Below are 24,305 nucleotides of genomic sequence, written 5' to 3'. Positions count from 1 at the left end.
GCGGCGGTGATGGCGTTGGGATGTACCGACGCCGTCGCGGGAGCCGCGATGCCGATGCGGGCGGACAACTCGTTGTGCGATGGGAACTTCATCGACAACGGGAGTTGCTCGCGGCGGCCCATGCCCTGGCTGGCCCCGGGGCTCTGTATCAAGCGGAATGCGGATGGGTCGTGTGTGCGGGAACAGCCGCAGGGGTGAAACTCAGCGGTGTGGCGCCGCCTCACCGGGCATCAATGTCACAGTGAGGCGGACGCCGCCGAGGGGGCTGTCCTCGATGGTGGCGGTGCCGTTGTGCAGGCGGGCTTGCTGGGCCACCAGGGCCAGGCCGAGGCCGCTGCCGGGGGATGAGCTGGCGCGATAGAAGCGGTCGAAGACGCGGGGGCGGGCGGCGGCGGGGATGCCGGTGCCGTTGTCGTCGATGGTCAGGATCACCTTGTCCCGCAGGCGATGTGCGGCGATGTCGATGCGGGTGGCGGCGCCGTGACGCAGGGAATTGGTGACCGCGTTCTCGACGACCGAGCGGAGACCGGGGGCCAGGCCGCGGAGGCGGAGGGAGTCCACGGCCGTCGTGGTGATGGTGACTGCGGGGTGGAGGCGGGTGGCGTCGTCCACTACCTGGTCGATGATTTCGCCCAGATCGAGCTCTTCCCAATCGGATTCGGTGGTCAGGTCGCCTTGGGCGAGGCGTTCCAGGGCGGCGAGGGTGGATTCGACGGCGGATTGGGTGGTGAGGACCTCGTCGATGATTTCGGTGCGCTCCGACTCCGACATCGGCATCGAGCGCAGGACCTGCAGGTCCGTGCGCATGGCGGTGAGGGGGGTGCGGAGTTCGTGGGCGGCGGTGGCGGCGAAATCCCGTGCGGTGACCAGGGCTTCGGTGGTGTGGCGGCGCTCGTCGGAGATGCGGGCCAGCATGGTGTTCATGGCGTCGGCCAGTTCGGCGGTCTCGCTGGCGGCGGGCTGCCGCGGCGGGTCCAGCTCCAGGCGGTCGCCGAGACCGGCGGTGGCGGCGGTGAGGCGGCGCAGCGGGGAGACCGCGCGGGAGGAGAGATACCAGCCGAGCAGGGCCGCCAGCACGGTCGCGGCAACACCGATGGCGATGATGCGAAGGCGTTGCTTGGTAATGGAATCCGCGGCCACACTCTGCGGGACGGCCAGCACGACCGGACTGCCGTCCACCGGGACGGTGCGCGCGAACTCCGCATTCGACAGCGGCAGAGCGGGGACGGCCGGTTGTGCGGTGCCGCTGTCGGCGGGCGACCGGCGCGGCACCGCGGGCTGAGCCGGGACGACGACCGTGTGGCCCGGCACGGGGTTCTCGGTGGTGGCCGTGCCGTCGTCGGCCCGCGTGACGGCGAGCGCACTCACCACCGAAACGACCTGTGTCCGAGCATCGTTCGGCGCGAACGCGAACAATACCGCGCTCATCGCCCCCACCACGACGGCCGCCGTCACCGCGCTCGCCAACGCGACCCGGGCGCGTAGCGAGAACGGCCGTCCGACTCGAAAAGAACCCGGCAGCTTCATGGTTCGAGCCTCAGCACGAAACCCACGCCGCGGACGGTGTGAACGAGGCGGGGCGCACCGCCGGCCTCCAGTTTGCGGCGCAGGTAAGAGACGAACACGTCGACCACTTTCGTCTGGGTCTCGAAGTCGTAGCCCCACACGCGATCCAGGAGCTGAGTGCGGGAGAAAACCTGTCCCGGTGCGGCCGAAAGCGCTGCCAGCAGATCGAATTCACGTTTGGTCAGATCGAGCGGGACACCGTCGACGGAGGCGCGGCGGGCGGAGGGGCGGACGGTGAGCGGGCCGACCACGATGCGGTCGTCACCCTCGGGCGCCGGAGTGGGGGCGCGGCGAAGCATTGCGCGCAACCGCGCCACCAGCTCGCCCAGGTCGAACGGTTTGGTCAGGTAGTCGTCGGCGCCGGCCTCCAGGACGTCGATGCGGTCGGTGACCTCCGAGCGGGCGCTCAGCACGCAGATCGGAATGTCATTGCCCAGCGACCGCAGGGCGGTCACCACCTGTACCCCGTCCAGGGCCGGCATGTTCAGATCCAGCACCATGGCCTGTGGGGCGTCGGTGCCGATATGCCGCAGCGCGGCGGCTCCGTCCGCCGCGGTCTCGACCTCGAAACCCGACATCCGCAGCCCCCGCGCCACCGACGCCAGCACTCGTACGTCGTCGTCCACGACCAGAATCCGGGGGCTGCTCACCACACCGGCCATCGGGCTGTTCACGGCACCGACCCTACTGACGCGACCTGAGACAACTCTCAGCGAACGATCAGCCCGCACTGCCCGTCGACGGCATCGCCCGCTGCGGCGCGACCGTCACCGCGGGCCCGTCACCGGGCCGGATCTGCACCCGCTGCCCCGGCTGGATCGGCGTCGCGGGCACGGCATCCACACCCGGCGGGAAACCGGGAGACGCGGGCACGACCGACACCGTGCCGTCATCGTTCCTCGCGACGGTGATGGTGTCCGACGGGGACGCCGTGGCCGGTGCGGCATTGGCCACACCCGGCACCACCAACGCGGTCACCACCGCGACACCGGCGAGCCCGCCGACCACGACACCACGGCGCACGCTGCGCTTCTGCATGACTTCTCCTTCGTTCGCCGGCGATCGTTCGCCGGTTCCTCTTGACGAATCCGAAGGTATGAGGCGACTTCTCAGCGACCGCTAGCGAACAGTTAGAGAAGTGATAGAAGTCAGCGCGGTTCCGTACTGGGCCCACCGGTATTGCGGAAGGAACCGGTGCTGGAACCGAGGAAGACCGCGAACAGCGCAGGCCGGCGGCGTTGCAGTTCGAGCCGGCCACCGTCGGCTTCGACCAGCGCGCGGGCCAGGGCCAGGCCGACACCGGTGGAACCGGCGGCGGAGAACCCCCGGTCGAAGATGTGCGGCGCCATTTCGTCCCGGACACCGTCGCCTTCATCGGCCACCTCGACGACGACCAGGGGTTCACGGTCGTCGAGCCGGCCACTGGTGACCGTCCGCACCGACACCGTGCAGGTGCCGCCACCGTGCATGAGCGCATTGTCCACCAGCACCGCCACCGCCTCCCGCAACCGCGAACCCGTCACGGGCGCTTTGAGAGTCGGGTCGCCGAGCAACACCAGTTTGCGCCCCGCCTCGGCGAACGGATGCCGCCATTCGGCGACCACACTGCGCAGTTCGGCCACCACCGGCACCGGATCACGGTCCGCCGCACCCTCGTCGCGGGAGGCGCGGACCAGCTCATCGATGGCATCGGTGAGCCGATCCACCTGTGCCATGGCCTCTTCCGCCTCGTGCACCACCGCTTGATCGTTGTGCGTGGACAATTCGTCCAATCGCAGGCGCACCGCGGTCAGGCGGCTACGCAACTGATGCGACACATCCGCGACGAGCGCATGCTCACGCTGCAGCCGACCGGCGATCTCCACCGTCGCGGAGTCGAGAACATCGGAGACCCGGTCCAATTCGGTGATGCCGTGCCGGCGCGGATCGGCCCGGAAATCCCCCATGGCCAGTCGCGCGGCCCGAGCCGCCACATCCCGCAGCGGATCCGCCACCCGCCGCGCGGTCACCACCGCCACCGCGATACCCGCACCGAGCGAGATGAGCACCAGACCGAACACCGCGAACAGCGCCTGCTGCTGCATGGAATGCATGGGCGCGGCAGGGGTTTCCATCCGCAGCGACCCGGAGGTCCCCATGGACAGCGATTCCACCACCGGATCGTTCACCTGGTTCACGCCGATATCGATGCGGGAGGCATTGTCCTGCGGCGTCGGATAGACGATGGTCAGCTTGCCGTCCGCCGGGACCAGCAGCCGCACCGACCGCACATCGAGTTCACCGTGCACCAGCCCGTCGGGCGTGCCCTCCTGGGCCATCACCTCCTCGGCGATGCGATCCAGGCGGGTGCGCAGGTCGTTGCGGGTGATGTCCTCCACCCACTGCCACGCCGTGAACGCCAGCGGCACGCCCAGCACGAGAGTGGTGAGCGTCAGCGCGGCGACCATCGACAGCAGAATTCTGCGTCTCATCGTCGAGATGCCTCGCTTCACGGAGCTATCGGATGGACCGGACTTGTTGCGGGACAGCCAGGGCGCACGGAGCAGCACGGAGAATCCGGGTGAAGCTGACGCGTTAATCGGTGTTGAAGCGGAAGCCTACGCCGCGCACCGTGACGATGCGGCGTTCGGCCACCGGTCCCTCGTCGCCGATTTTCCGGCGCAGCCACGACATATGCATGTCGAGAGTCTTGGAGCCGCGCAGATCCGCGTCGCCCCACACCTCCCGCAGAATGGTCTCCCGCGACACCACCTGCCCGGCCCGATCGATCAGCACCTTCAGCAGCTCGTACTCCTTGTTCGCGAGGTTCACCTCGACACCGTTCACCAGCACCCGGCGCGCCGCCGGTTCCAGGCGGATGCCGCCCACCTCGACGGCCTCGTCACCGATTCCGCTGCGCCGCAACAGGGCCCGCACCCGGGCCAGCAGCTCGGCCAGCCGGAACGGTTTCCCGACATAGTCGTCGGCGCCGGCGTCCAGGCCGACCACGAAATCCACCTCGTCGGTGCGGGCGGTGAGCATGAGGACGGCCAGGTCGGCGCCGCGAGCACGGACCTGGCGGCACACCTCGAGCCCGTCCATGCCGGGCAGGCCGAGGTCCAGGATCAGTAGGTCGTGGCCGCCTTCGAGGGCCCGCTCGAGCACGGCGGGACCATAGCTTTCCACGGTCACCGCGTAGCCCTCACGCCCCAACGCTCGCGACAGCGGCGCGGCAATGGCCTCGTCGTCTTCGGCCAGCAGTACGGCGGTCACGGGACAAGCTTACGGATACGCGTTCGAAGATCCGTAAAAGCCACCACCATTGTTCGGATTGTTCTGCACCACATCGAACGCCTGGTGGTAGAGCAGGGCGTGGACCTGCTGCACATGCGGGATGTCGTCGTACTCCAGCGGTTCCTCCGACGCCGACCCGATGATGAGCGTTCCGGTGCCCAGCATGCGGTCGAACAGGCCATGGCGGAACTGCACATTCGAGATGCGGTTCATCGGAATATCGTTGCCCGTGTGGGTGAGTACGCCCTGCCGAATCAGCACCCGGCGGTCGGTGATGATGAAATGCGTCGACTTCCAGCGGATCAACGGTGTGATACTGCGCCACACCACGATCAGCACCCACGCCACCAGAATCCCCAGCAGCAGACCGGATTGCAGGGTGCCGTCCGTATTGCGCATCGTCACACCGGCGCCGAATCCGGCCAATGCGGTGATAAGGATGAAAGCCACAGCGGGCCAGAACAACATCTTCCAATGCGGATGCCGATGCAGTAGCAGCCGCTCCTCCGGCGCCAGTGTCTCTTCCGGGTAACCCATACCGAAACCCTATCGCGCGGAGATGCCGGAATGCCGCACGCCGAACAGCGGTCTGGAGCACAATCGTGCGGTTGCCCCGGCATCGGCGGCACGATCCCGCGTTGTTTTTCAGCAGTCCCGCGCAAGTGCTTCAAAGACACTCGCAAGTGCTTCAAAGACACTACGGAGGCGTGTGTGACCCGAGAGTTGACGCAGTTCCAAATACTGAAAGAGCTCGAACCGGTAGCCGAAGCGAACCTGAACCGACACCTTTCGATGGCCAAGGATTGGCACCCGCACGACTATGTGCCCTGGGATCAGGGCCGCAACTTCGCCGCCCTCGGCGGCGAGGACTGGCATCCGTCGCAATCCGGACTCAGCGAGGTCGCCAAGATCGCCATGGTGACCAACCTGCTCACCGAGGACAATCTGCCCTCGTACCACCGCGAGATCGCCGAGAACTTCTCGCAGGACGGCGCCTGGGGCACCTGGGTCGGCCGCTGGACCGCCGAGGAGAACCGGCACGGCATCGTCATCCGCGACTACCTCGTGGTCACCCGCGGCGTCGACCCGGTCGCGCTCGAAGAGGCGCGGATGATCCACATGACCAACGGCGCCCAGTCCCCCGATGATTGGGGCGGCTTCCTGGAGAACGTCGCCTACGTGACCTTCCAGGAACTCGCCACCCGCATCTCGCACCGCAATACCGGCAGGGTGTGCAACGACGCCATCGCCGACCGCATGCTGCAGCGCATCGCCGCCGACGAGAACCTGCACATGATCTTCTACCGCACCCTCTGCGGCGCCGGCCTGGATCTGGTGCCCGACCAGGCCATGGCCGCCATCACCAAGGTGCTCACCAATTTCGTCATGCCCGGCTCCGGCATGCCCAACTGGCGGCGCAACGGGGTCATCATGGCCAAGCACGGCATCTACGACCTGCGCCAGCACCTGGAAGAAGTCGTGAACCCGGTGCTGAAGAACTGGAACGTCTTCGAGCGCAGCGACTTCGGGCCGATCGGCGAGCAGGCGCGCGACGAACTCGCCGTCTTCGTCGGCCAATTGCAGCGGGACGTCGGCAAATTCGAGGAGCAGCGCGACCGCCTGCTCGCCCGCGAAGCCGCCCGCGGCCAGCTGCAGCCCGTGTAGACCGCTTGCGGCGGTTCAGTATTCGGCGCGCAGATGCGTGACGTCACCGGCCGAAACGGCGCGGTCGCCGATCAGCAAACGGCCGTGCTCATCGATTCCGGTGGCGATACCGGTGAGGATCTCACCACCGGGAAGTTCGGCCCGGACCTGCGCACCGAGGGTGGAGCACCGGTCCCGATAGGCGGCGGCCAACTCGGCGATATCCCAGCCCGCGGCCTCCCACGCGGTGAAACGGTATGCGAACTCGCGCAGGATCGACGCCGCCAGCGCGGTCCGGTCGGCCCCGGGCACGCCGCACAGCGACAACGAAGTCGCGTGCGGCACAGGCAGTTCCGCCTCGGCGAGGCTCACGTTCAAGCCGATCCCCACCACCACGGCCGGATCCGCCCCGACCGCCGCCACCTCGGCCAGGATCCCCGCCAGCTTCCGGCCCTCGACCAGAACGTCGTTCGGCCACTTGAGGACCGCCTTCACCCCGGCGGTGGAACGCACCGCGTCGACCGCGGCGATTCCGGTCAGCAGCGGCAGCCACCCCATGACCGCAGGATCTATCCCCCGCACCCGGACCAGCAGCGACATCGCCAGCTGCGCCCGTGGCGGGCTCACCCACACCCGCTCGTGCCGGCCGCGCCCCCGCTCCTGCGCCTCCGCGATCAGCACCACCCGATCGGCCGTCGAATCCGCCGCGCGGGCAACCAGATCCGCATTGGTGGATCCGGTCGATTCGACCACATCGATCTCGGTGAAGAACGACCCGGCCTCGCGCCGCAACCGCTCGACTTCCAGGGGTGCCCGGTTCATAGCGCCGACGCTACCCCACCGATCCCCCGGCACCACCCCGCCGGGTCGTACCCGGCGGGAACCGTGCGACCCGGTGCAGGCAACCCCTCGGCATCCGCCTGCACCGGTACCCGAAAGCCCTCAAGGAGCCGTCTGTAACGCCTCCAGCATTCCGGCGAGAGCCTCGAACAGGCCCGCCATCGTGTCCTCCGGATCGGTGTCGTACGACCCCGCACCGTCCCCGGCGACGTCATTGCCGGCCTGCGCGAGTCCCGCACCGGCTCCGCCGATGCCGACCGCGGCGGTCGCCCCCGCGACCACCGCCTCGACGCGACCGGAGTCGCGCTCGCCCGCACCGGCTTCCGGGCCCGGCGCACCCGGGCCCGGCCCGAACGGCTCGGGATCCGTCACGGTCGGCCGCGGCTCACACACCTGCCACTGCGTGAACGAGGCCGCGCTTGCTCTCTCCGATTGGTGTCTGCTCCAGTGCCACATGACCGCCTCCCCTTCATCGGTTCGGATTGGCGGTTCCCAGAGTCCACGGCAAAAAGGCCTTGCACCAATGATTTTTGCCGTGCTGCGAGACGTTTACGCAGGTCCGACGGGTTCCAGGCCGAGTGCTCCGGCGGTGAAACGGCGGACCGAACTCAGGCCGTCGGCGAGGGCGTCCGCGTAACCGTCACGGGCCCAGCCGGTGATCTCGGCGGTGCCGTCGGGGCCGGGGTGGACGCCGATCTCGGCGACCAGTTCCGCGGTGGTGGGGATACAGACCGCCCACGAGAAGTGGGTCTCGTCGGCCCATTCCGCGGTGCGGCGGGTGACATAGCCGGGATCGGTGATGCCGCCGTCGGCGAGGGCCGGGCGGTCGTCGATGCGCTCGTCGGCGCGGAGGGCGCGCAGATACCAACTGCCCGCATTGATTTCAATGGGTTCCATCAGTAGCCGCGCCGCTCGTCACGGCGATCCCGGCGATTCCGGCGCCGCTGATCCCGATACTCGCGGCGGCGCATATTGTCGCGGCCGCCGAACAGCACCGCACCCGCCAGCGGGATCAGCAGGAAGATCCACCACTGATGCGTGACGAAGAACAGGATCACGCACAGGATCGGCACCACGGGCATGACCCGCTCCGGCCACTGCGTACCGAATCCGGACCGCTTGGCGACCGGGGCCGGCTTCTCCGCCACCGGTTCCGGCAGATCCGTGAACACCTGCTCCAGGTCGCCGCGGGTCATCGCCGCCGCGACTACCCCACTGCGCTCATCGAATTCGGCCACACTCAGCCGGCCGGCGGCGAAGTGATCGGAGAGCCGCTTCATCGCGTCCTCGCGCTCCGCGGTGCCGATGCGGATCTCGGGTGGTTCAGCCATACAACGACCTTATCCGGAATGGCGAATGGGCCGCTCATCAGATGAGCGGCCCATTCAGCAGAGTTTCCCGAGAGTTCTTATCTCACTTGATCTCAGCGAGCGCTGTGCTCACTTGATTTCAGCGAGCACGGTGCCCTGGGTGATGGCCGCACCGGCCTCCACCGACAGGCCCGTGATGACGCCGGCCTTGTGCGCGGTGACCGGGTTCTCCATCTTCATGGCCTCCAGCACCACCACCAGGTCACCGGCCTCGACGGACTGGCCCTCTTCGACGGCGACCTTCACGACGGTGCCCTGCATGGGCGCGGTCACGGCATCACCGGACGCGGCGCCACCGGCACCGCCACCACGCTTGCGCGGCTTCGGCTTCTTGCGCACCACACCCGCGGCCGCGCCATTGGCGGAAGCGCCTGCGCCGACGGAGAACTGGCCCGGCAGCGAGACCTCGAGGCGGCGTCCGCCGACCTCGACGACCACCTTCTGGCGCGGCGCGTCGTCCTCGTCATCGATGGGCTGACCACCGGTGTAGGGCTCGATCGGGTTGTCCCACTCGTTCTCGATCCACTTGGTGTAGATGTCGAACTTGGTGCCGTCACCGATGAACGCCGGGTTCTCCACAATGTGGCGGTGGAACGGCAGCACCGTGGCCAGACCCTCGATCTGGTACTCGGCCAGCGCCCGCGCGGCCCGCTGCAGCGCCTGCTCCCGGTTCTCACCGGTCACGATCAGCTTGGCCAGCATCGAGTCGAACTGGCCACCGATGACACTGCCTTCGACCACACCGGAATCCACGCGCACACCGGGGCCCGCGGGCTCCTTGTACACGACGACCGGGCCGGGGGCGGGCAGGAAGCCACGGCCCGCGTCCTCACCGTTGATGCGGAACTCGAAGGAGTGCCCGCGAGGGGTCGGGTCCTCGGTGATGGAGAGCTCGTGGCCCTCGGCGATGCGGAACTGCTGACGCACCAGGTCGATTCCTGCGGTCTCCTCGGTGACCGGGTGCTCGACCTGCAGGCGCGTGTTGACCTCGAGGAACGAAACCGTCTCGCCCTGAACCAGATACTCGACCGTGCCGGCGCCGTAGTAACCGGCCTCGCGGCAGATCGCCTTGGCGGACTCGTGGATCTTGGCGCGCACCGCATCCGACAGGAACGGGGCGGGGGCCTCCTCGACCAGCTTCTGGAAACGCCGCTGCAGCGAGCAGTCGCGGGTACCGGCGACCACCACGTTGCCGTGCTTGTCGGCGATGACCTGTGCCTCGACGTGGCGGGCCTTGTCCAGGTACTGCTCCACGAAGCACTCACCACGACCGAAGGCCGCGATGGCCTCACGGGTAGCGGACTCGAACAGCTCCGGAATCTCCTCGATGGTGTGCGCGACCTTCATGCCGCGACCGCCACCACCGAAGGCGGCCTTGATGGCCACCGGCACGCCGTACTCCTCGGCGAACGCGACGACCTCGTCGGCGTTCTTGACCGGGTCCTTGGTGCCCGCGGCCATCGGCGCGTTCGCGCGCTGCGCGATGTGGCGGGCGGTGACCTTGTCACCCAGATCACGGATCGACTCCGGCGAGGGACCGATCCAGATCAGACCGGCATCGAGCACGGCCTGCGCGAAATCGGCGTTCTCCGACAGGAAGCCGTAACCGGGGTGGATCGCATCGGCGCCGGCCTTCGCGGCGGCATCGAGGATCTTGTCGAACACCAGGTACGACTCGGCCGAGGTCTGCCCACCGAGCGCGAACGCCTCATCGGCGAGCTTCACGAACGGCGCATCCGCATCCGGCTCCGCATACACGGCAACGCTGGCGATCCCGGCGTCCTTGGCAGCCCGGATCACGCGCACGGCGATCTCGCCTCGATTGGCTACGAGGACCTTCGTGATCTGCGCGTTGGCATGGTTGGGCACTGAGCCTCCTGTGCTCTGAAAACTTTCGTCTTGGGCGAGTGTAGGCAGTCTGCCAACAACCACCGAACCGGGATAGGGCTACCGAGCAGTAGGCGCGACACCAGCTTCGTCACCGACGACGATCGGGGCACCGACCGCATTAGCCCATTCGGTCCAGGAGCCGTCGTAGTTACGCACTCCGGGCACGCCCAGCAGATACGTGAGGACGTACCAGGTGAGCGCCGACCGCTCTCCGATACGCGAGTACACCAGGGGTGCATGCCCATCGGAGACTCCACCGTAGATCACGTCGAGTTCGGCGCGGGGGCGGAACCGTGAATCCGCGCCGACCGAGGCGGTCCACGGGATGTTCACCGCGGTCGGAATGTGCCCGGCGCGCAAGGCCTGTTCCTCGGGGCGGTCGAGCACGACGTGTTCGCCGGTGTACTCCTCGAGCACGCGCGCGTCGATCAGCGTTCCGCCGAGATGAGCGAGCACGTCCTCGCGGAAGGCACGGGCGGCCTTGTCGTCGCGATCGAGGACCGGGTATTCACCGAGGCCGGCATCGGGCACTTCGAAGGTGGTGTCGCGGGCTTCGGAGATCCAGGCGTCGCGGCCACCGTCCAGCAGGCGAACGTCGGTATGCCCGAAAAGGGTGAATACCCACAGGGTGGCGGCCGCGGTGCCATTGGCCTTGTCGCCGTAGATGACAACCGTATCGTCGCGTTCAATACCCTTGACACGCATGAGTCGAGAGAAAGCGGCACCATCGATGACATCCCGGGTCAGCGGGTCGATCAGCTCGGTTCGCCAATCGATCTTGATGGCACCCGGGACATGGCCGATGTCATATAGCAATATGTCCTCGTTGGACTCGATGATCTTGAGTCCCGACGCGCCGATGTTTGCCGACAGCCACTCTGTGGTTACTAGTCGGTGAGGATATGCGTAGGAGCCGAACGAGGGACGCGGATCCGGGGCGACGGGCACGTTGTTGGTCCTTCACACGTGGTGGGATGGGTGTAGGTAGATTTTGCGGTTCGAATCTCGACACCGATCGTAGGCATGTACTGGATACGAAACTCGGTTCAGATCACGAATCGGGTGATTGGGCGAATTAAGCGCAGCTTCATCCGATAAAGTCTCCCGAGAGGAGGGGTGAGCTATGTCCGATTCTTGGCCGCGACGACGACTGCTCGCGATCCTACGTGGCGCCAGCGAGCCTCTCGACGCGCAAGAACTGGCGCGCGTCACCGGCCAGCATGTGACTACGGTTCGTTTCCATTTGGATGTCCTCACCCGCGAATCCCTGGTCCGCCAATTCCAGCAGCCCCCGCGCGGCCGCGGCCGCCCGCGCATCGGCTACACCGCCGTACAGCGATCCGTCGGCTACCAGGAATTGGCCCAGGTATTGGCCGACCAGCTGGGCAGCGACCCCCGCCGCCGCTCCGATGCCGCCATCGCGGCCGGGCGCGCCTGGGGCGCGAAAATGGAATCGGTGGACCAGCCCGTCGAATCCCTCGACGACGCCAAGGATCTCACCGTCACGCTGATGTCCGAGCTCGGCTTCGCACCCGAACGCGACCACGCCACCGAGACCGACGAACAGGCCATGATCCGCATGACCGCCTGTCCGCTGCGCGAACTCGCCCGCACCCACTCCGAGGTGGTGTGCGGCGTGCATCTGGGACTCATGCGAGAGGTGCTGGACCGCAACGGCACCCGCGAGCACGTGAACGTGCGCCTGCACCCGTTCGTGGAGCCGGAACTGTGCGTGGCGCGGCTGGAGCTCATCGGCGGCGTCCGCCCGCCCGAAACGGCGTCCGGCAACAACGAGGAAGACGGCGCGGAGACCGGGGAACCCCGGCTGGCGCCGTCAACGAGCCGCGTCGCTCCGCAACTCCGCACCGCCGACCCACAACTCCGCAATGCCGACACCAACTTCGGCAAGCAGTCGACGAACCAGCGGTAGCCCGATCCCGATCACACTGGACGGATCACCGTCGATGCGATCCACGAACCAGCCGCCCATACCGTCCAGCGTGAACGAACCGGCCACCTGCAGCGGCTCGCCGGTCGCGATGTAGGCGTCGAGCTCCGCCGGGGCCGGCTCGGCGAAATGCACTGTGGTGGAACTGCAATCGGCGGCCTCGGCGGTGATCGCACCGTCCTGTACACGCAGCACGCAATGCCCGGTGAGCAGATCCGCACTGCGCCCGGCCATCTCGGCCCAGCGCGCCTTCGCCACCTCGGGCGTATGCGGCTTACCCTGCAGATTTCCGTCCACGAGCAGCATCGAATCGCAGCCGACCACAATGGAATCGGGGTACTCGGCGGCCAGTGCGGCAGCCACATCGTGCGCCTTCGCCCGCGCCAGTTCGGTGACCACGTGATCGGGTGTGGTGCCGGGCGGTAGCGCCGCGGCCACCGCGTCCTCGTCCACGTTCGAGACCCGGACGACGGGTTCGACACCCGCATTGCGGAGTACGCCCAATCGCGCCGGAGACGCGGAGGCCAGCACGAAGATCGTCACGGCGGGGAGTCTATCGACGTCCCCGGAGACCGCTGATACCGCCCGACTCCCGAGCGCACCCAGCCGGGCGCGCCGGTGCCATCGGATTCGCGAGAGCCGGGCCCTCGCCGCACCGGCGACTACGCGCGGACGGGGGCGAATCGCAGCGTGCCGCGGATACGTCGCCTCGCCGGGTCATCCACCCGGTGCGGGACTCGGTCCCCCCTGTGCGGCCCGGATCCTGCTGCTGCGGAGCAGGATTCGCGGGACGGCGGGCTCAGTCGCGCAGCTGCGACAGCGCCGGGAAGGCGTACGGGGAGAAGGGGGAGCTGCCCCGGTGCATCAGGGTGGGGCGGCCCCAGTTGTCGGCCGGGCCGTTGTCGGCGGTGCCGGCGGAACCGTTTGCCGAGGCGGCGGCGAACACGGCCACCAGGGCGGCCAGTTCGAGCTCCGTCGGGTTGCCCTTCAGGACCTGGATGACCGGCCCTGCGTTCGACGGTCCGGCGTCGGCTACGGCCGTTTCGACGGCTTCCGCCAACTCGGTGTCGACGGCTAGATCCAGTTCGGCGGCGCGCAGTACTTCTTCGTCGGCCATGGTCGTCACAGCGCCAGTCCTCCTGTCCAATCGCCGCGCCGGAGCGCGGCTGGGTTCGCGGTGGAAGGTTTTCCGGTCCGCAAACGGTATTCGTTGCGATCCCCGAAATCGAGGGTTTCGCTCTTACCATCTTTGCTCGGATGAGGCGTTCTTGCGCGGTATGAGTCACCGGTCCAGATAGTCAGTGTGCGCCCCATACCGCGCATATCGTCGAATCAGAGCGGAATGTTGCCGTGCTTCTTCGGCGGCAGGCTGACCATCTTGCGCTCCAGCAGGCGCAGCGCCGAGACGATCTGACCGCGGGTGTGCGACGGCGGAATGACCGCGTCCACGTAGCCGCGTTCGGCGGCCACGTAGGGGTTCACGAGCGTGTCCTCGTACTCGTTCTGCAGCTCGAGGCGCAGGGCGTCGACATCGGCGCCCTCGGCGGCGGCGTCCTTCAACTGCTTGCGGTAGACGAAGCCGACCGCACCGGATGCACCCATGACCGCGATCTGAGCGGTCGGCCACGCGAGGTTCACATCGGCGCCCATGTGCTTGGAGCCCATGACGTCGTAGGCGCCGCCGTAAGCCTTGCGAGTGATGATTGTGATCTTACCCACAGTGGCCTCACCGTAGGCGTAGAGCAACTTCGCGCCGCGGCGGATGATGCCGTTGTATTCCTGGCCGGTGCCCGGCAGGAAGCCCGGCACGTCGACCAGGGTGATGATCGGGACGTTGAAGGCGTCGCAGGTGCGCACGAAGCGCGCGGCCTTCTCCGAGGCGTCGATGTCCAGGCAGCCCGCGAACTGCGAGGGCTGGTTGGCCACGAAGCCGACGCTGCGGCCGTCGATGCGGGCGAAGCCCACGATGACGTTCATCGCGCGCTCGGCCTGGACCTCGAGGAACTCCTCGTCGTCCACCAGGCGCTTGATGACCTCGTGCATGTCGTACGGCTGGTTCGGCGAGTCCGGGACGATGTCGTCCAGTTCGAGGTCGGCCTCGGTGAGGTTCTCCTCGATGGCGCCCGCGGCGGCGGTGGCCGGGAAGCGGGGGGCCTCGGCGCGGTTGTTGCTGGGCAGGTAGCTCAGCAGGTCGCGGACGTAGTCGAGGGCGTCCTGCTCGCCCGAGGCGACGTAGTGGGCGACACCGGACTTCACCATGTGGGTGTGGGCGCCGCCCAGCTCCTCCATGGTGACTTCCTCACCGGTGACGGTCTTGATCACGTCGGGACCGGTGACGAACATCTGCGAGGTCTGGTCGACCATGACGACGAAGTCGGTCAGCGCCGGCGAGTAGACGTGGCCGCCGGCGGCCGGGCCCATGATGAGCGAGATCTGCGGGATCACGCCGGAGGCCTGGATATTGCGGTGGAAGATCTCGCCGTAAAGGCCCAGGGAGACAACGCCTTCCTGGATGCGCGCGCCGGCGCCCTCGTTGATGCCGACGAGCGGGCGGCCGGTCTTGAGCGCGAGATCCATGACCTTGACGATCTTCTCGCCGTAGACCTCGCCGAGCGAGCCGCCGAAGACGGTGACGTCCTGGGAGAAGATGCAGACATCGCGGCCGTCGATGGTGCCGTAGCCGGTCACCACGCCGTCGCCGAGCGGACGCTGGTTCTCCAGGCCGAAGTTCACACTGCGGTGCTTGGCGAGCGCGTCGAGTTCGACGAAGGAGCCCTCGTCCAGCAGGGCGAGGATGCGCTCGCGCGCGGTCATCTTGCCCTTGGCGTGCACCTTGTCGACAGCGGCCTCACCCATGGGGTGCTTGGCCTCTTCCAGCCGATTGCGCAGATCAGCCAGCTTGCCGGCGGTGGTGTGGATATCAGGGGCGCCCGCCGACCCCGGCGAAGGCTGCTGCTGGACACTCGTCATGACGGGGAGTGTAACCAGTACCAGAGCCCCTATGTAATCGAGTCCGGGCTACTCGCCAGTATCGTTATTGGCTACCCGCCAGTAGAAACCCGCAGGTAGAGCGTGCGATTCGGGTTTGCCGGCACCCGGCACCCGGGCCGTTTCAATAGTGGATCCGGACAGTCGATTCGATGCGGATTTGGATGTGATCCACAGTCGTTGATTCTCAACGCATTACGCCGGTGTGCCCGGTGGAGTAGCGGCCGGGCTGGGGCCAGATGGTGAGCCCGTGCGGTCCGCGGCCGACGGGGATGCGCGCCAGCAGTTTCCAGTCCACGATGTCGATGGCGTAGACCTCGGAGTTGTAGCGGCCCGAGACCCAGAACACCCGGCCGTCGGCGGAGAGATTGCCCATATCGGGGCTGCCGCCGCCGGGGATGGACCAGCTGTCGACGATCTTGTTCTCGGCGAAGTCCCAGACGGAGATGCTGCCGGCGTGCCGGTTGGTGATGAGCATCCGTTTCGAGTCACGTGTCACATAGAGGCCGTGCGTGCCGGCGCCGGTCGGGATGAAGCCGGTGTTGTCGAAGGTCCGGGCGTCGAAGCTGTACATGCCGCCGGCCATCATGTCGGCCACGTAGAAGGTCCGGCCATCCGGGCCGAGTTTCACGTCCTGCGGCATGCCGCTGCCGCCGCCGGGCAGGTCGATCATGCGGACCAGGGTGCGGCCGGCGATGTCGACGACGGCCATGCGGCCGCTGAATTCGCAGCTGACGAGGGCGGTGCGGCCGTCGGTGGTGAAGTCCATATGGTTGACGCCGGTGCAGTCGGGTACCTCGACGGAGTGCTGGAGTTGCCAGCTGTGCGGGTCGTAGAAGTCGAGGGACCGGTCGGCTTCGGCGACCACGAGCGCGTATTTGCCGTCGGGCGTGAAGTACATGTTGTACGGATCCCGCACCGGGATCGGGTCGCCCGGTTTCCCGGTGCGCGGATCGATGGGCAGCAGGGCGCCGCTGCCGATGGGCAGATCGTCGTTGACGTACAGCGTCTGCAGGTCGTAGCCGGGCACCACATGCTGCGGTTCCCGCCCGCCCGAGGGATAGGTGTCGATCACCTGGAAGGTGTCGGGATCGATGACGGTGACGGTGTCGGACTCACTGTTCGGCACGTACACCCGGGTCGGCTGGTCGGCCACCGCCGCGCTGAGTTTCCGGCCGCCCGCGTAGACGTCGCCCGGGGATAGTGGCGGCGGCATGCCCGGCAGCAGGTTTCCCATCCCCTGCTGAACATTTGCTGCCGGGCTGGACGGCACCGCGGATGTCTTATCCGCGGTGCCGGATCCGCCGCCGGAGCAACCGGCCAGCAGCACCACCGAAACGATCAGACCATGACGTGCACGAGGTGCGATCACGCGCAGCACCGTGCAACACCCGCAATACGGCTACCCGACATGCCGTCGAATATTAGGGGGCCGCTGCAGGTTTCGCTGAAAGTTAGCGGTGTGTCAGCCGACGTGTCAGCCCGGACCGCGTTTCAACCCAGGATCCGCTCCAGTGCGTCGATCGCCTCGTCCAGTTCCGCGACGGTGACGGTCAACGGCGGCCGGAATCGGATACTGCGGGCGCCGGTGCCGAGGATGAGCACGTGCTCCTCCTCCCGCAGCCGATTCACCACGGAGTCACGCAATTCGGACGATTCGAGCGTGATGGCGCACAGCAGTCCACGCCCGCGCGGATCGGTCACGACGGGGTGCGCCGCGGCCAGTTCGGTGAGCCGCCCGAGGAGATGCGGGCCGAGTTCGGCGGCCCGGTCGGCGAGTTCGCCGGCCTCGATCACCTCGAGAATGCGGCGCGCCCGCACCATATCGGTGAGGTTGCCGCCCCAGGTGGAGTTGATCCGGGAGCTGACGTGAAAGACGTTGTCCGGCACCTCATCCACGCGTCCGCCGGCCATGATCCCGCATACCTGGGTCTTCTTGCCGAAGGCCACCACATCGGGTTCCAGGCCGAGCTGCTGATAGGCCCACATGGAGCCGGTCATGCCGACACCGGTCTGCACCTCGTCGAGGATGAACAGGGCGTCGTGCTCGTGGCACAGTTCCTGCACGGCGCGCAGGAATTCCGGCCGTAGATGCCGATCCCCGCCTTCACCCTGGATGGGTTCGGCGATGAAACACGCTATGTCGTAAGGGTTTTCGTCGAACGCCTGCCGGGCCTGGTCGAGCGCACGGCGTTCGGCGGCCTCGATGTCCGGGTGATCCGGGCCGAGGTAGGGCGTATCGATGCGCGGCCAGCCGAATTTCGGGAAGCGCGCGGTCTTCACCGGGTCGGTGTTGGTGAGCGACATGGTGTATCCGGTGCGCCCGTGGAAGGCGCCGGTCAGATGCAGCACCTTGGTGCCGAGATCGGCCGGCCGCCCGTGCATTTCGTTGTGCCGGGACTTCCAGTCGAAGGCGACCTTGAGCGCGTTCTCGACGGCGAGGCCGCCGCCGTCGATGAAGAAGAGGTGCGGTAGTCGGGGATCGCCGAGGACACGCGCGAAGGTATCCACGAAGCGTGCCATCTCGACGGTGTAGATGTCGGAGTTGCTGGGTTTGTTGAGCGCGGCCGTGGTGAGGCTCGCGAGGAAGGGACGATCCTCGGTGAGAGCCGGATGGTTCATCCCCAGCGCCGAGGATGCGAAGAAACCGAACATGTCGAGATATTCGGTGCCGTCGCGTGCGTCGACCAGTCGCCGGCCCTGCGATTTACGCAGGTCGAGGACCAGTTCGAAGCCGTCGGCGAGAATGCTCTCGCTCAGGATCTCATGCACCCGGGCGGGGGTGACCAGCGTCGCATCGGCAACCGCCCCAAGCCGTTCCAGTTCGAGGGTCACACGCCCAGCGTAAACGAATATTTACGGTTTTGTCCGTAAACGACGAGATTAATTACAGCCCACAACTACTTGTCATAGAATGTCTGCAGAATGATGGTGCTGCGAGTCCGGACGTTGGCGGTCGCGCGGATCTCCTGCAGTAGCTGTTCCAGATGCCGCGGGGAGGCCACGCGCACCAGCAGCATGTAGCTCTCGTCACCGGCCACCGAATGGCAGGCCTCGATGCCGGGAATGTGCTGCAGCAACGCGGGCGCATCATCGGGCTGCGATGGATCGAGAGGAGTGATCGCGACAAATGCCGAAAGCATCTGTCCGAGCGCTTCGGGATCGACATTGGCCGTGTAACCACGGATCACGCCACGCGCCTCCAGCCGCCGCACTCGCGATTGCACCGCGGACACGGATAGATTCGCCTTCTCCGCGAGATTCGAGAGCGTGGCGCGTCCATCGGCAATCAGCTCACGGATCAGCAGACGATCGATGTCGTCGAGTTGTGGTTTCGCCGGTGTATCCGCCATCAGCGAAGGCTAACGCAGCGAACCGAACTCGTGGCCGGAACCCACACCGCTATCCCGTACGGAGGTGCCGATGACCCAGACAACCGCCGAGCGCAGCACACGTGAACTGCGCGAGCGCACCCAGACCCTGCTGCACAGGCTGGGCGCCGAGCTGCCCGCACCGGGCGAACTCCCCGCCCGGACCCCGATCACCGGTGGCGAGATCGCGAGCCTGACCGCGACCTCCACCGCGGCGGTGGACGCCGCCATCGGCCGGGCGGACAGCGCATTTCGCGCCTGGCGCACGGTGCCCGCCCCGCAACGGGCGGCCGTGGTGCGGCGACTGGCGGAGCTGCTGCGCAAATATCAGGACGAACTCGGCGAGCTGGTCACGCTGGAGGCGGGCAAGATCGGCCCCGAGGCGCGTGGCGAAGTGCAGGAGATGATCGATATCTGCGAGTTCGCCATCGGGCAGTCACGGCAGTTGTACGGCCGCACAATGCCTTCCGAACGCCCCGGGCACCGGCTCATGGAGACGTGGCATCCGCTGGGCGTGGTCGCGGTGATCTCGGCGTTCAACTTCCCGGTCGCGGTGTGGGCGTGGAATACCGCGCTGGCCCTCGTATGCGGGGACACGGTGGTGTGGAAGCCGTCGGAAACCACGCCGCTGACGGCGCTGGCCTGCCACTCGCTGCTGCGCCGGGCGGCCGTCGAGGTGGGCGCGGATCCCGAAGTGCACCAGCTGGTTCAGGGACCGGCGGCGGTCGGCGAACAACTGGTCGACGACGAGCGGGTGGCGCTGGTGAGCGCCACCGGATCGGTGCGTATGGGCCGGCTGGTCGCGCCGCGGGTGGCCGCGCGCTTCGGCCGCTGCCTGTTGGAACTCGGCGGCAACAATGCCGCCGTCGTCACCCCGACCGCGGACCTGGACCTGGCCGCGCGCGGCATCGTGTTCGCGGCGGCGGGCACGGCCGGGCAGCGCTGCACCACGCTGCGGCGGCTCATCGTGCACGCGGATGTGGCCGGGCCGCTGCTGGATCGCATCACCTCCGCGTATCGGCAACTGCGCGTGGGTAATCCGCTGGACGACGGCGTGCTGGTCGGGCCGCTGATCAATGCGCGCGCCTACGAGGGCATGCAGCAGGCGCTCGAACGGGCGCAGGCCGACGGCGGTGAACTGCTCTGCGGCGGTGAGCGTGTCGAAGGCTTCGGCGCGGACGCCTACTACGTCCGGCCGGCGGTGGTGCGGATGCCCGCGCAGACGGCCGTGGTGCGCGAGGAGACCTTCGCACCCATCCTCTACGTGCTCACCTACCACGATTTCGAGTCCGCGATCGAACTGCACAACGGTGTGCCGCAGGGGCTTTCGTCGGCGGTGTTCACGCAGAATCAGCGCGAGGCCGAACGCTTCCTGGCGGCCGACGGATCGGACTGCGGCATCGCGAACGTCAATATCGGCACCTCGGGTGCGGAGATCGGCGGTGCGTTCGGCGGCGAGAAGCAGACCGGCGGCGGGCGTGAGTCCGGGTCGGACTCGTGGAAGTCGTATATGCGGCGGGCCACCAACACCGTCAACTACTCCACCGAGCTGCCGCTGGCTCAGGGCATCCGATTCGAATAGCCCCGAGAACTCGGGTTCGGCCCGCCGGAAACCAAATCCCCGCCCACACCGATATGCAGGTGCGAAAGGAGACATCATGCGGGGCAGGGACCTTCGGGTAGTGGGTGTGATCGCGGCCGGACTGGTCGCGCTGGCCGGGTGCAGTTCGTCCTCGGTGTCGTCCGGGCCGACGGGTACGCCGGGTAGCACGGTGAATTCCGGCGGGCCGTCCGGCACCTCGGGGACGCCGAGCACCGGCGCGAACGACGGCGGTCAGCCGACGGCCACCACGGTGAACACCGGCGGTACGGGTGAATGCCGCACCGATCAGTTGAGCGCGAGCATCGATGATCGGGGCGGTGCGGCCATGGGCAGCATCTACTTCAAGATCATCTTCACCAATAACGGCTCGGCGCCCTGCACCATGCAGGGCTACCCGGGCGTCTCCTACACCGACGGACCCAACGGCGATCCCATCGGGAACCCGGCCCAGCGCGACGGGAGCGTCGCGGTGACGTCCGTCGTCCTGGCGCCGGGCGGACAGGCCTGGGCACAGGTGCGGTCGGCGAACGGGCAGAGCGGCTACTCGACCGCCGACTGCAAACCGGTACCGGTGCAAGGAGTCCGGATCTACCCGCCCGATAACAAGGCGTCCCTGTACGTCTCGCGGCCCGGCACCGAATGCAGCGGCACGACGATCAACATCCTCGACGTCCAGCCGGTACAGGCAGGCGCCCCGAACTAGCGTCGACGCCGCCCGCTGCCACCGGGAGCGGGCGGATCGCCCCGGCCGGGCTCAGTGCTCTTCGGAGCTGATGGCGCGCACCTGCTCCTCGTACTTCTTGCGGGTGGTCTCGTCGGTGGGGTGCAGGGCGCGGTCGCCGTCGAACATGCGGCGCACCAGGCGGACCGCGGGTTCGGGGGCGGCGGCCAGGGCGACGTCGATGGGGCCCAGGTAGTTCGGGACGGCGACCTCGGCGCGGCGGGTGCGGACGGTGCCGACGATGGCCTCGGCGACATCCTCCGGATCCACGGTGGGCATGCCGTGGCCGAGGGCCAGGCCCGAGGAGAGCCGGGTGCGCACGGCCGACGGCAGCACGCAGCTGACGCTCACGCCGTGCGGCTCGAACTCCAGTCGCGTTGCGGCGGAAAGCCCTACGGCCGCGAACTTGCTGGCGTTGTAGACGGCCAGACCCGCGATCGGGATCTTGCCGGCCAGTGAGGCGACATTCACGATATGGCCGTGCCCGCAGTCGATCATGGCGGGCGCGACGGCGCGCATACCGTGGATGAGACCCCACACATTGACGTCGATGGTGGTGTGCCCCACGGCATCCGGCTCGTCCAGGAAGGCGCCCGCGGGCATGACTCCGGCATTGTTGACCAGGATGTCGACACGGCCGAAGTCGGCGACCGCCTTGTCCCACTGGCCGCGGTCGCGCACATCGAGTTCGAAGGCCTTCGCGCCCAGGGCGGCCGCCGCGGCCTGGGCGGCGGCGATGTCCACATCGGCGATGGCGACCTCGGCGCCCTTGCGGGCGAACAGTTCCGCGGTGGACCGGCCGATGCCGCGGCCGGCGCCGGTGATCAGCACCCGGGCGCCGTTGAGATCGATGGCCGGATAGCGGCTTCCGAGAATGCTCATGCGAAGTCTCCTTGTTCCAGGGCCTTGCGAGTGCTCTGCAGGCTGTGTTCGAGGGTGGCGAGGCGGCGGCTGCCGTCCATGAAATTGGGGCCCATGACGGCGAGGTCCTCGGCGGTGGCGTCGAGGCGCAGCACCTTGGCGCCGCCGGCGCGCAACAGGGCGATCTCGGCATCGAGCTTCTCGCTCATGCGGTTTCGCAGCTGCCGTTCCAGGAAGTGACCCGCGCTGGTGGCGGGGATACGGCCGGTAGAAGCCATGGGCGCGAGCACCAGGACCTCATCGAGCTGGGCGGGAATGAGCAGGTCGGCCGAGGCGGTGGAGGCCGCGCCGCCGTCGATGAAGTCGCGGCCCGCGATGGTCACCGCGGGGAACCAGCCGGGGACGGCCCACGAGGCGCGCAGGGCCGCACCGATATTCGCGTCGGGTGCGGAGGGCGAGCCGAAGGCGACGCGTTCGCCGGTGGCGTCGTCCATGGCCACCAGCCAGGTGGCGGGGTGCGGGACCCAGGTGCGGCCGGGATTCAACCGTTCGGCGAGGCGTTGCAGCCAGGCCGGGTCGCCGCTGCCCTGCGGGAGCAGGCCGCTGCCCGCGGTGAGCAGGGCGTGACCGTTGCCGGGGCGGGCGAGCAGTTCGCGGACCGCGCGGCCGGGTGCGTTCAGCCTGGGCCGGGGCAGGGGCGGGAATCGTCCTGGCTCGCAGCGCATGTGGGCGGTGAGGATCGGGTTGCCGGAGGTGCCCCGTTGCATGGCGACCAGCTCGTCCACGCCGATGCCGCTGCCCAGCATGGTGATGGCTTCGGCGCCGGCGGAGGTGCCGATCATGACGTCCGCGGTGCGCGGATCCCAGTCGAGTACCTCCTGGGCCGCGGCCAGCGCGGCGACGATCCAGGCCATGCCGACGGTGCCGCCGCAACCTATCGCCAGGCCACGTCGATGTGGCCGGTTCCCGTTACTCATAGTCTCGAACACTAACAGCTTTCAGATACCGACGGTATCCCAAATCTGCGAGTACATAGAATTACCTCCATGCCACGAATGACCCGGACCGAAAGCCAGGCCCGTACCCGCGCGGATCTGCTCGCCACGGCTCGCGACATGTTCCTGGCCGACGGGTACGCCAAGACCAGCCTGGAACGGGTCGCCGAGGAAGCCGGGTATTCCAAAGGGGCCGTCTACTCCAACTTCCGGACCAAGTCGGCACTCTGCCTGGAAGTGCTGGCGCTCATTCACGAGACCAAGTTCACCGAGGTCACCGCGCTGCTCGACGGGGACGACACGCTGGAGGCCCGGCTCGAACGGTTCCAGGGCTGGGCCGAACGCACCCTCGGCGACGTGGGCTGGACCATGCTCGAATTCGAGTTCGCGATCGTGGCCCGCGACGATCCGGCGCTACAGGCCGAATTGGTCTCCAGCCTCGGGCTGATGCGCGGCACCGTCGCGGGGCAGTTGCAGATGCTGGCCGATTCCATGGAACTGAAGTTGCCGCTGCCCGCCGAGGACGCCGCCACCGCGGTCTTGAGTCTCGGCCTGGGACTGGGCATTCAGCGGGCCGTCGACCCCGCGCTGCCCGCACGGCTCATCACCGATGCGATCCGCGCCATGCTGCGCGGGGGATTCATGGCCTGAGCCGATTCACGAACGGAAGTGGACGGTCCATTCGCCGCGATAGTGCAGGCGGGTCACGCACACCGGGGGAACGTCTATGCGCCAGAACGACTTCGCCGGGGCATCCAGGGCGACCAGCAGGGCGGCGCGAATGACCGACGGGTGGGTGACGCCGATGGTGGGTTCGCCGTCGGCGGCGATATCGGCCAGCCACTCCCCCGTCCGCTCGATCACCTCGATGACGGATTCGCCGCCGTGACCGCGGTAGGTGGGGTCGGTGAGCCAGAGGTAGAGGTCCTCCTTCGGCACCGACAGCAGTTCGCCACCGCGCCAGGCTCCGGCATCGAGGTCACGTAATCGGTCGTCCTCGTCGCCCATGAGGCCGAGCAGGGCGGCGGTCTCGGTGGCGCGGCGTTCGGGGGCCGTGATCACGCGGGCGGCGTGCAGGCGGCCGCAGGCGGCGACGGCCCGGCGACCGGCCTCGGTCAGCGGTTCGTCCACCGGGAAACGTGCTTTGCGCATTGCCTCCGTCATGCCGTGACTGACCAGGTCGAGTCGGAGCACATTCTGCACGGACCGAAGCCTACGCGCGGCGTCCGCGCACG

26 protein-coding genes are annotated in these 24,305 nt (G+C 67.8%); 5 read left to right on the top strand and 21 right to left on the bottom strand.

Annotated elements, in window-relative coordinates:
- Positions 1 to 201 precede the first annotated feature (201 nt).
- The 6 genes from ACIP5Y_RS44445 to ACIP5Y_RS44420 all read right to left on the bottom strand — a co-directional run bounded on the left by ACIP5Y_RS44445 (position 202) and on the right by ACIP5Y_RS44420 (position 5,376).
- On the bottom strand, positions 202 to 1,527 hold the full coding sequence (locus ACIP5Y_RS44445) for a sensor histidine kinase (protein ID WP_400359640.1): 1,326 nt from the start codon (positions 1,525 to 1,527) through the stop codon (positions 202 to 204).
- Complete coding sequence (locus ACIP5Y_RS44440; protein ID WP_400359801.1) at positions 1,524 to 2,228, bottom strand: response regulator transcription factor; 705 nt, start codon at positions 2,226 to 2,228, stop codon at positions 1,524 to 1,526. Before ACIP5Y_RS44440 ends, ACIP5Y_RS44445 begins: the two co-directional genes overlap by 4 nt.
- 58 nt (positions 2,229 to 2,286) lie before the next feature.
- Positions 2,287 to 2,604, bottom strand: coding sequence for a hypothetical protein (locus ACIP5Y_RS44435; RefSeq protein WP_400359638.1), 318 nt, complete (start codon positions 2,602 to 2,604; stop codon positions 2,287 to 2,289).
- 110 nt (positions 2,605 to 2,714) lie between these two features.
- The gene (locus ACIP5Y_RS44430) at positions 2,715 to 4,037 is read right to left on the bottom strand and encodes a sensor histidine kinase (RefSeq protein WP_400359636.1); all 1,323 of its coding nucleotides are present in this window, start codon (positions 4,035 to 4,037) and stop codon (positions 2,715 to 2,717) included.
- A gap of 103 nt (positions 4,038 to 4,140) precedes the next feature.
- A complete protein-coding gene (locus ACIP5Y_RS44425; RefSeq protein ID WP_067720599.1) occupies positions 4,141 to 4,818 on the bottom strand; it encodes a response regulator transcription factor in 678 nt (225 codons plus the stop codon).
- Positions 4,819 to 4,827: 9 nt separating this feature from the next.
- Positions 4,828 to 5,376 (bottom strand): PH domain-containing protein, encoded by a 549-nt coding sequence (locus ACIP5Y_RS44420; RefSeq protein WP_400359634.1) that lies wholly within the window; start codon positions 5,374 to 5,376, stop codon positions 4,828 to 4,830.
- Positions 5,377 to 5,550: 174 nt separating this feature from the next.
- Here ACIP5Y_RS44420 and ACIP5Y_RS44415 point away from each other — a divergent pair, with 174 nt between their 5' ends.
- Entirely contained in the window at positions 5,551 to 6,504 is a 954-nt protein-coding gene (locus ACIP5Y_RS44415; RefSeq protein WP_400359632.1) for an acyl-ACP desaturase, read from the top strand.
- A gap of 15 nt (positions 6,505 to 6,519) precedes the next feature.
- Here ACIP5Y_RS44415 and ACIP5Y_RS44410 read toward each other — a convergent pair whose 3' ends face one another.
- The 6 genes from ACIP5Y_RS44410 to ACIP5Y_RS44385 form a co-directional block, all read right to left on the bottom strand.
- Positions 6,520 to 7,305: a biotin--[acetyl-CoA-carboxylase] ligase gene (locus ACIP5Y_RS44410; protein WP_400359630.1), complete on the bottom strand. Its 786-nt coding sequence runs from the start codon at positions 7,303 to 7,305 to the stop codon at positions 6,520 to 6,522.
- A gap of 120 nt (positions 7,306 to 7,425) precedes the next feature.
- On the bottom strand, positions 7,426 to 7,695 hold the full coding sequence (locus tag ACIP5Y_RS44405; protein ID WP_400359628.1) for a hypothetical protein: 270 nt from the start codon (positions 7,693 to 7,695) through the stop codon (positions 7,426 to 7,428).
- Between the two features lie 177 nt (positions 7,696 to 7,872).
- A complete protein-coding gene (locus ACIP5Y_RS44400) occupies positions 7,873 to 8,220 on the bottom strand; it encodes a hypothetical protein (RefSeq protein WP_400359626.1) in 348 nt (115 codons plus the stop codon).
- Positions 8,220 to 8,654, bottom strand: coding sequence for a DUF1707 domain-containing protein (locus ACIP5Y_RS44395; protein WP_400359625.1), 435 nt, complete (start codon positions 8,652 to 8,654; stop codon positions 8,220 to 8,222). The genes ACIP5Y_RS44400 and ACIP5Y_RS44395 overlap by 1 nt, the downstream gene beginning before the upstream one ends.
- Before the next feature lie 108 nt (positions 8,655 to 8,762).
- Positions 8,763 to 10,562, bottom strand: a complete 1,800-nt coding sequence (locus ACIP5Y_RS44390; RefSeq protein ID WP_400359623.1) for an acetyl/propionyl/methylcrotonyl-CoA carboxylase subunit alpha — start codon at positions 10,560 to 10,562, stop codon at positions 8,763 to 8,765.
- 78 nt (positions 10,563 to 10,640) lie between these two features.
- Positions 10,641 to 11,531: a sulfurtransferase gene (locus tag ACIP5Y_RS44385; protein WP_400359621.1), complete on the bottom strand. Its 891-nt coding sequence runs from the start codon at positions 11,529 to 11,531 to the stop codon at positions 10,641 to 10,643.
- A gap of 175 nt (positions 11,532 to 11,706) precedes the next feature.
- Here ACIP5Y_RS44385 and ACIP5Y_RS44380 point away from each other — a divergent pair, with 175 nt between their 5' ends.
- The gene (locus ACIP5Y_RS44380) at positions 11,707 to 12,513 is read left to right on the top strand and encodes a helix-turn-helix transcriptional regulator (protein WP_400359620.1); all 807 of its coding nucleotides are present in this window, start codon (positions 11,707 to 11,709) and stop codon (positions 12,511 to 12,513) included.
- Here the strand turns inward: ACIP5Y_RS44380 and ACIP5Y_RS44375 are convergent.
- The 6 genes from ACIP5Y_RS44375 to ACIP5Y_RS44350 form a co-directional block, all read right to left on the bottom strand.
- Positions 12,418 to 13,074: a Maf family protein gene (locus ACIP5Y_RS44375; RefSeq protein WP_400359618.1), complete on the bottom strand. Its 657-nt coding sequence runs from the start codon at positions 13,072 to 13,074 to the stop codon at positions 12,418 to 12,420. The genes ACIP5Y_RS44380 and ACIP5Y_RS44375 overlap by 96 nt on opposite strands.
- 256 nt (positions 13,075 to 13,330) lie before the next feature.
- The gene (locus ACIP5Y_RS44370) at positions 13,331 to 13,648 is read right to left on the bottom strand and encodes an acyl-CoA carboxylase epsilon subunit (RefSeq protein WP_400359799.1); all 318 of its coding nucleotides are present in this window, start codon (positions 13,646 to 13,648) and stop codon (positions 13,331 to 13,333) included.
- 215 nt (positions 13,649 to 13,863) lie between these two features.
- Positions 13,864 to 15,501: an acyl-CoA carboxylase subunit beta gene (locus ACIP5Y_RS44365; protein WP_400359616.1), complete on the bottom strand. Its 1,638-nt coding sequence runs from the start codon at positions 15,499 to 15,501 to the stop codon at positions 13,864 to 13,866.
- 205 nt (positions 15,502 to 15,706) lie between these two features.
- Positions 15,707 to 16,891, bottom strand: a complete 1,185-nt coding sequence (locus ACIP5Y_RS44360) for a beta-propeller fold lactonase family protein (RefSeq protein ID WP_400359614.1) — start codon at positions 16,889 to 16,891, stop codon at positions 15,707 to 15,709.
- 122 nt (positions 16,892 to 17,013) lie between these two features.
- Positions 17,014 to 18,354: an L-lysine 6-transaminase gene (lat, locus tag ACIP5Y_RS44355; protein ID WP_400359612.1), complete on the bottom strand. Its 1,341-nt coding sequence runs from the start codon at positions 18,352 to 18,354 to the stop codon at positions 17,014 to 17,016.
- A 65-nt stretch (positions 18,355 to 18,419) separates the two neighbouring features.
- Entirely contained in the window at positions 18,420 to 18,872 is a 453-nt protein-coding gene (locus ACIP5Y_RS44350; protein ID WP_067562135.1) for an Lrp/AsnC family transcriptional regulator, read from the bottom strand.
- A gap of 70 nt (positions 18,873 to 18,942) precedes the next feature.
- Here ACIP5Y_RS44350 and ACIP5Y_RS44345 point away from each other — a divergent pair, with 70 nt between their 5' ends.
- Positions 18,943 to 20,472, top strand: coding sequence for an aldehyde dehydrogenase family protein (locus tag ACIP5Y_RS44345; protein ID WP_400359609.1), 1,530 nt, complete (start codon positions 18,943 to 18,945; stop codon positions 20,470 to 20,472).
- 76 nt (positions 20,473 to 20,548) lie between these two features.
- Positions 20,549 to 21,196 (top strand): DUF4232 domain-containing protein, encoded by a 648-nt coding sequence (locus tag ACIP5Y_RS44340; RefSeq protein WP_400359608.1) that lies wholly within the window; start codon positions 20,549 to 20,551, stop codon positions 21,194 to 21,196.
- Positions 21,197 to 21,247: 51 nt separating this feature from the next.
- On the opposite strand, the gene ACIP5Y_RS44335 is transcribed toward ACIP5Y_RS44340, so the two are convergent.
- Both ACIP5Y_RS44335 and ACIP5Y_RS44330 read right to left on the bottom strand, forming a co-directional pair.
- On the bottom strand, positions 21,248 to 22,096 hold the full coding sequence (locus ACIP5Y_RS44335) for an SDR family oxidoreductase (protein ID WP_400359607.1): 849 nt from the start codon (positions 22,094 to 22,096) through the stop codon (positions 21,248 to 21,250).
- On the bottom strand, positions 22,093 to 23,052 hold the full coding sequence (locus ACIP5Y_RS44330; protein WP_400359605.1) for a patatin-like phospholipase family protein: 960 nt from the start codon (positions 23,050 to 23,052) through the stop codon (positions 22,093 to 22,095). The genes ACIP5Y_RS44335 and ACIP5Y_RS44330 overlap by 4 nt, the downstream gene beginning before the upstream one ends.
- Positions 23,053 to 23,121: 69 nt before the next feature.
- On the opposite strand from ACIP5Y_RS44330, the gene ACIP5Y_RS44325 reads away from it, so the two are divergent.
- Positions 23,122 to 23,721 carry a TetR/AcrR family transcriptional regulator gene (locus tag ACIP5Y_RS44325; RefSeq protein ID WP_400359603.1) on the top strand — a complete coding sequence of 200 codons (600 nt, stop codon included), beginning with the start codon at positions 23,122 to 23,124 and terminating at the stop codon, positions 23,719 to 23,721.
- A 6-nt stretch (positions 23,722 to 23,727) separates the two neighbouring features.
- Here ACIP5Y_RS44325 and ACIP5Y_RS44320 read toward each other — a convergent pair whose 3' ends face one another.
- Positions 23,728 to 24,273 carry a histidine phosphatase family protein gene (locus ACIP5Y_RS44320; protein ID WP_400359601.1) on the bottom strand — a complete coding sequence of 182 codons (546 nt, stop codon included), beginning with the start codon at positions 24,271 to 24,273 and terminating at the stop codon, positions 23,728 to 23,730.
- Positions 24,274 to 24,305 lie beyond the last annotated feature (32 nt).

Source organism: Nocardia sp. NPDC088792, from assembly GCF_044750615.1.
Classification (GTDB): domain Bacteria; phylum Actinomycetota; class Actinomycetes; order Mycobacteriales; family Mycobacteriaceae; genus Nocardia.
The sequence above is the reverse complement of the archived record's forward strand: the minus strand, read 5'-3'. Positions and strand labels throughout refer to the sequence as shown.

What these genes read in the sequence shown, in the direction of transcription:
- ACIP5Y_RS44345 (WP_400359609.1), top strand. Translation starts at nt 18,943, where the DNA reads ATGACCCAGACAACCGCCGAGCGCAGCACACGTGAACTGCGCGAGCGC.
- ACIP5Y_RS44420 (WP_400359634.1), bottom strand. Translation starts at nt 5,376, where the DNA reads ATGGGTTACCCGGAAGAGACACTGGCGCCGGAGGAGCGGCTGCTACTG.
- ACIP5Y_RS44335 (WP_400359607.1), bottom strand. Translation starts at nt 22,096, where the DNA reads ATGAGCATTCTCGGAAGCCGCTATCCGGCCATCGATCTCAACGGCGCC.
- ACIP5Y_RS44400 (WP_400359626.1), bottom strand. Translation starts at nt 8,220, where the DNA reads ATGGAACCCATTGAAATCAATGCGGGCAGTTGGTATCTGCGCGCCCTC.
- ACIP5Y_RS44430 (WP_400359636.1), bottom strand. Translation starts at nt 4,037, where the DNA reads ATGAGACGCAGAATTCTGCTGTCGATGGTCGCCGCGCTGACGCTCACC.
- ACIP5Y_RS44440 (WP_400359801.1), bottom strand. Translation starts at nt 2,228, where the DNA reads ATGGCCGGTGTGGTGAGCAGCCCCCGGATTCTGGTCGTGGACGACGAC.
- ACIP5Y_RS44395 (WP_400359625.1), bottom strand. Translation starts at nt 8,654, where the DNA reads ATGGCTGAACCACCCGAGATCCGCATCGGCACCGCGGAGCGCGAGGAC.
- ACIP5Y_RS44350 (WP_067562135.1), bottom strand. Translation starts at nt 18,872, where the DNA reads ATGGCGGATACACCGGCGAAACCACAACTCGACGACATCGATCGTCTG.
- ACIP5Y_RS44445 (WP_400359640.1), bottom strand. Translation starts at nt 1,527, where the DNA reads ATGAAGCTGCCGGGTTCTTTTCGAGTCGGACGGCCGTTCTCGCTACGC.
- ACIP5Y_RS44325 (WP_400359603.1), top strand. Translation starts at nt 23,122, where the DNA reads ATGCCACGAATGACCCGGACCGAAAGCCAGGCCCGTACCCGCGCGGAT.
- ACIP5Y_RS44380 (WP_400359620.1), top strand. Translation starts at nt 11,707, where the DNA reads ATGTCCGATTCTTGGCCGCGACGACGACTGCTCGCGATCCTACGTGGC.
- ACIP5Y_RS44370 (WP_400359799.1), bottom strand. Translation starts at nt 13,648, where the DNA reads ATGGCCGACGAAGAAGTACTGCGCGCCGCCGAACTGGATCTAGCCGTC.
- ACIP5Y_RS44435 (WP_400359638.1), bottom strand. Translation starts at nt 2,604, where the DNA reads ATGCAGAAGCGCAGCGTGCGCCGTGGTGTCGTGGTCGGCGGGCTCGCC.
- ACIP5Y_RS44365 (WP_400359616.1), bottom strand. Translation starts at nt 15,501, where the DNA reads ATGACGAGTGTCCAGCAGCAGCCTTCGCCGGGGTCGGCGGGCGCCCCT.
- ACIP5Y_RS44340 (WP_400359608.1), top strand. Translation starts at nt 20,549, where the DNA reads ATGCGGGGCAGGGACCTTCGGGTAGTGGGTGTGATCGCGGCCGGACTG.
- ACIP5Y_RS44330 (WP_400359605.1), bottom strand. Translation starts at nt 23,052, where the DNA reads ATGAGTAACGGGAACCGGCCACATCGACGTGGCCTGGCGATAGGTTGC.
- ACIP5Y_RS44410 (WP_400359630.1), bottom strand. Translation starts at nt 7,305, where the DNA reads ATGAACCGGGCACCCCTGGAAGTCGAGCGGTTGCGGCGCGAGGCCGGG.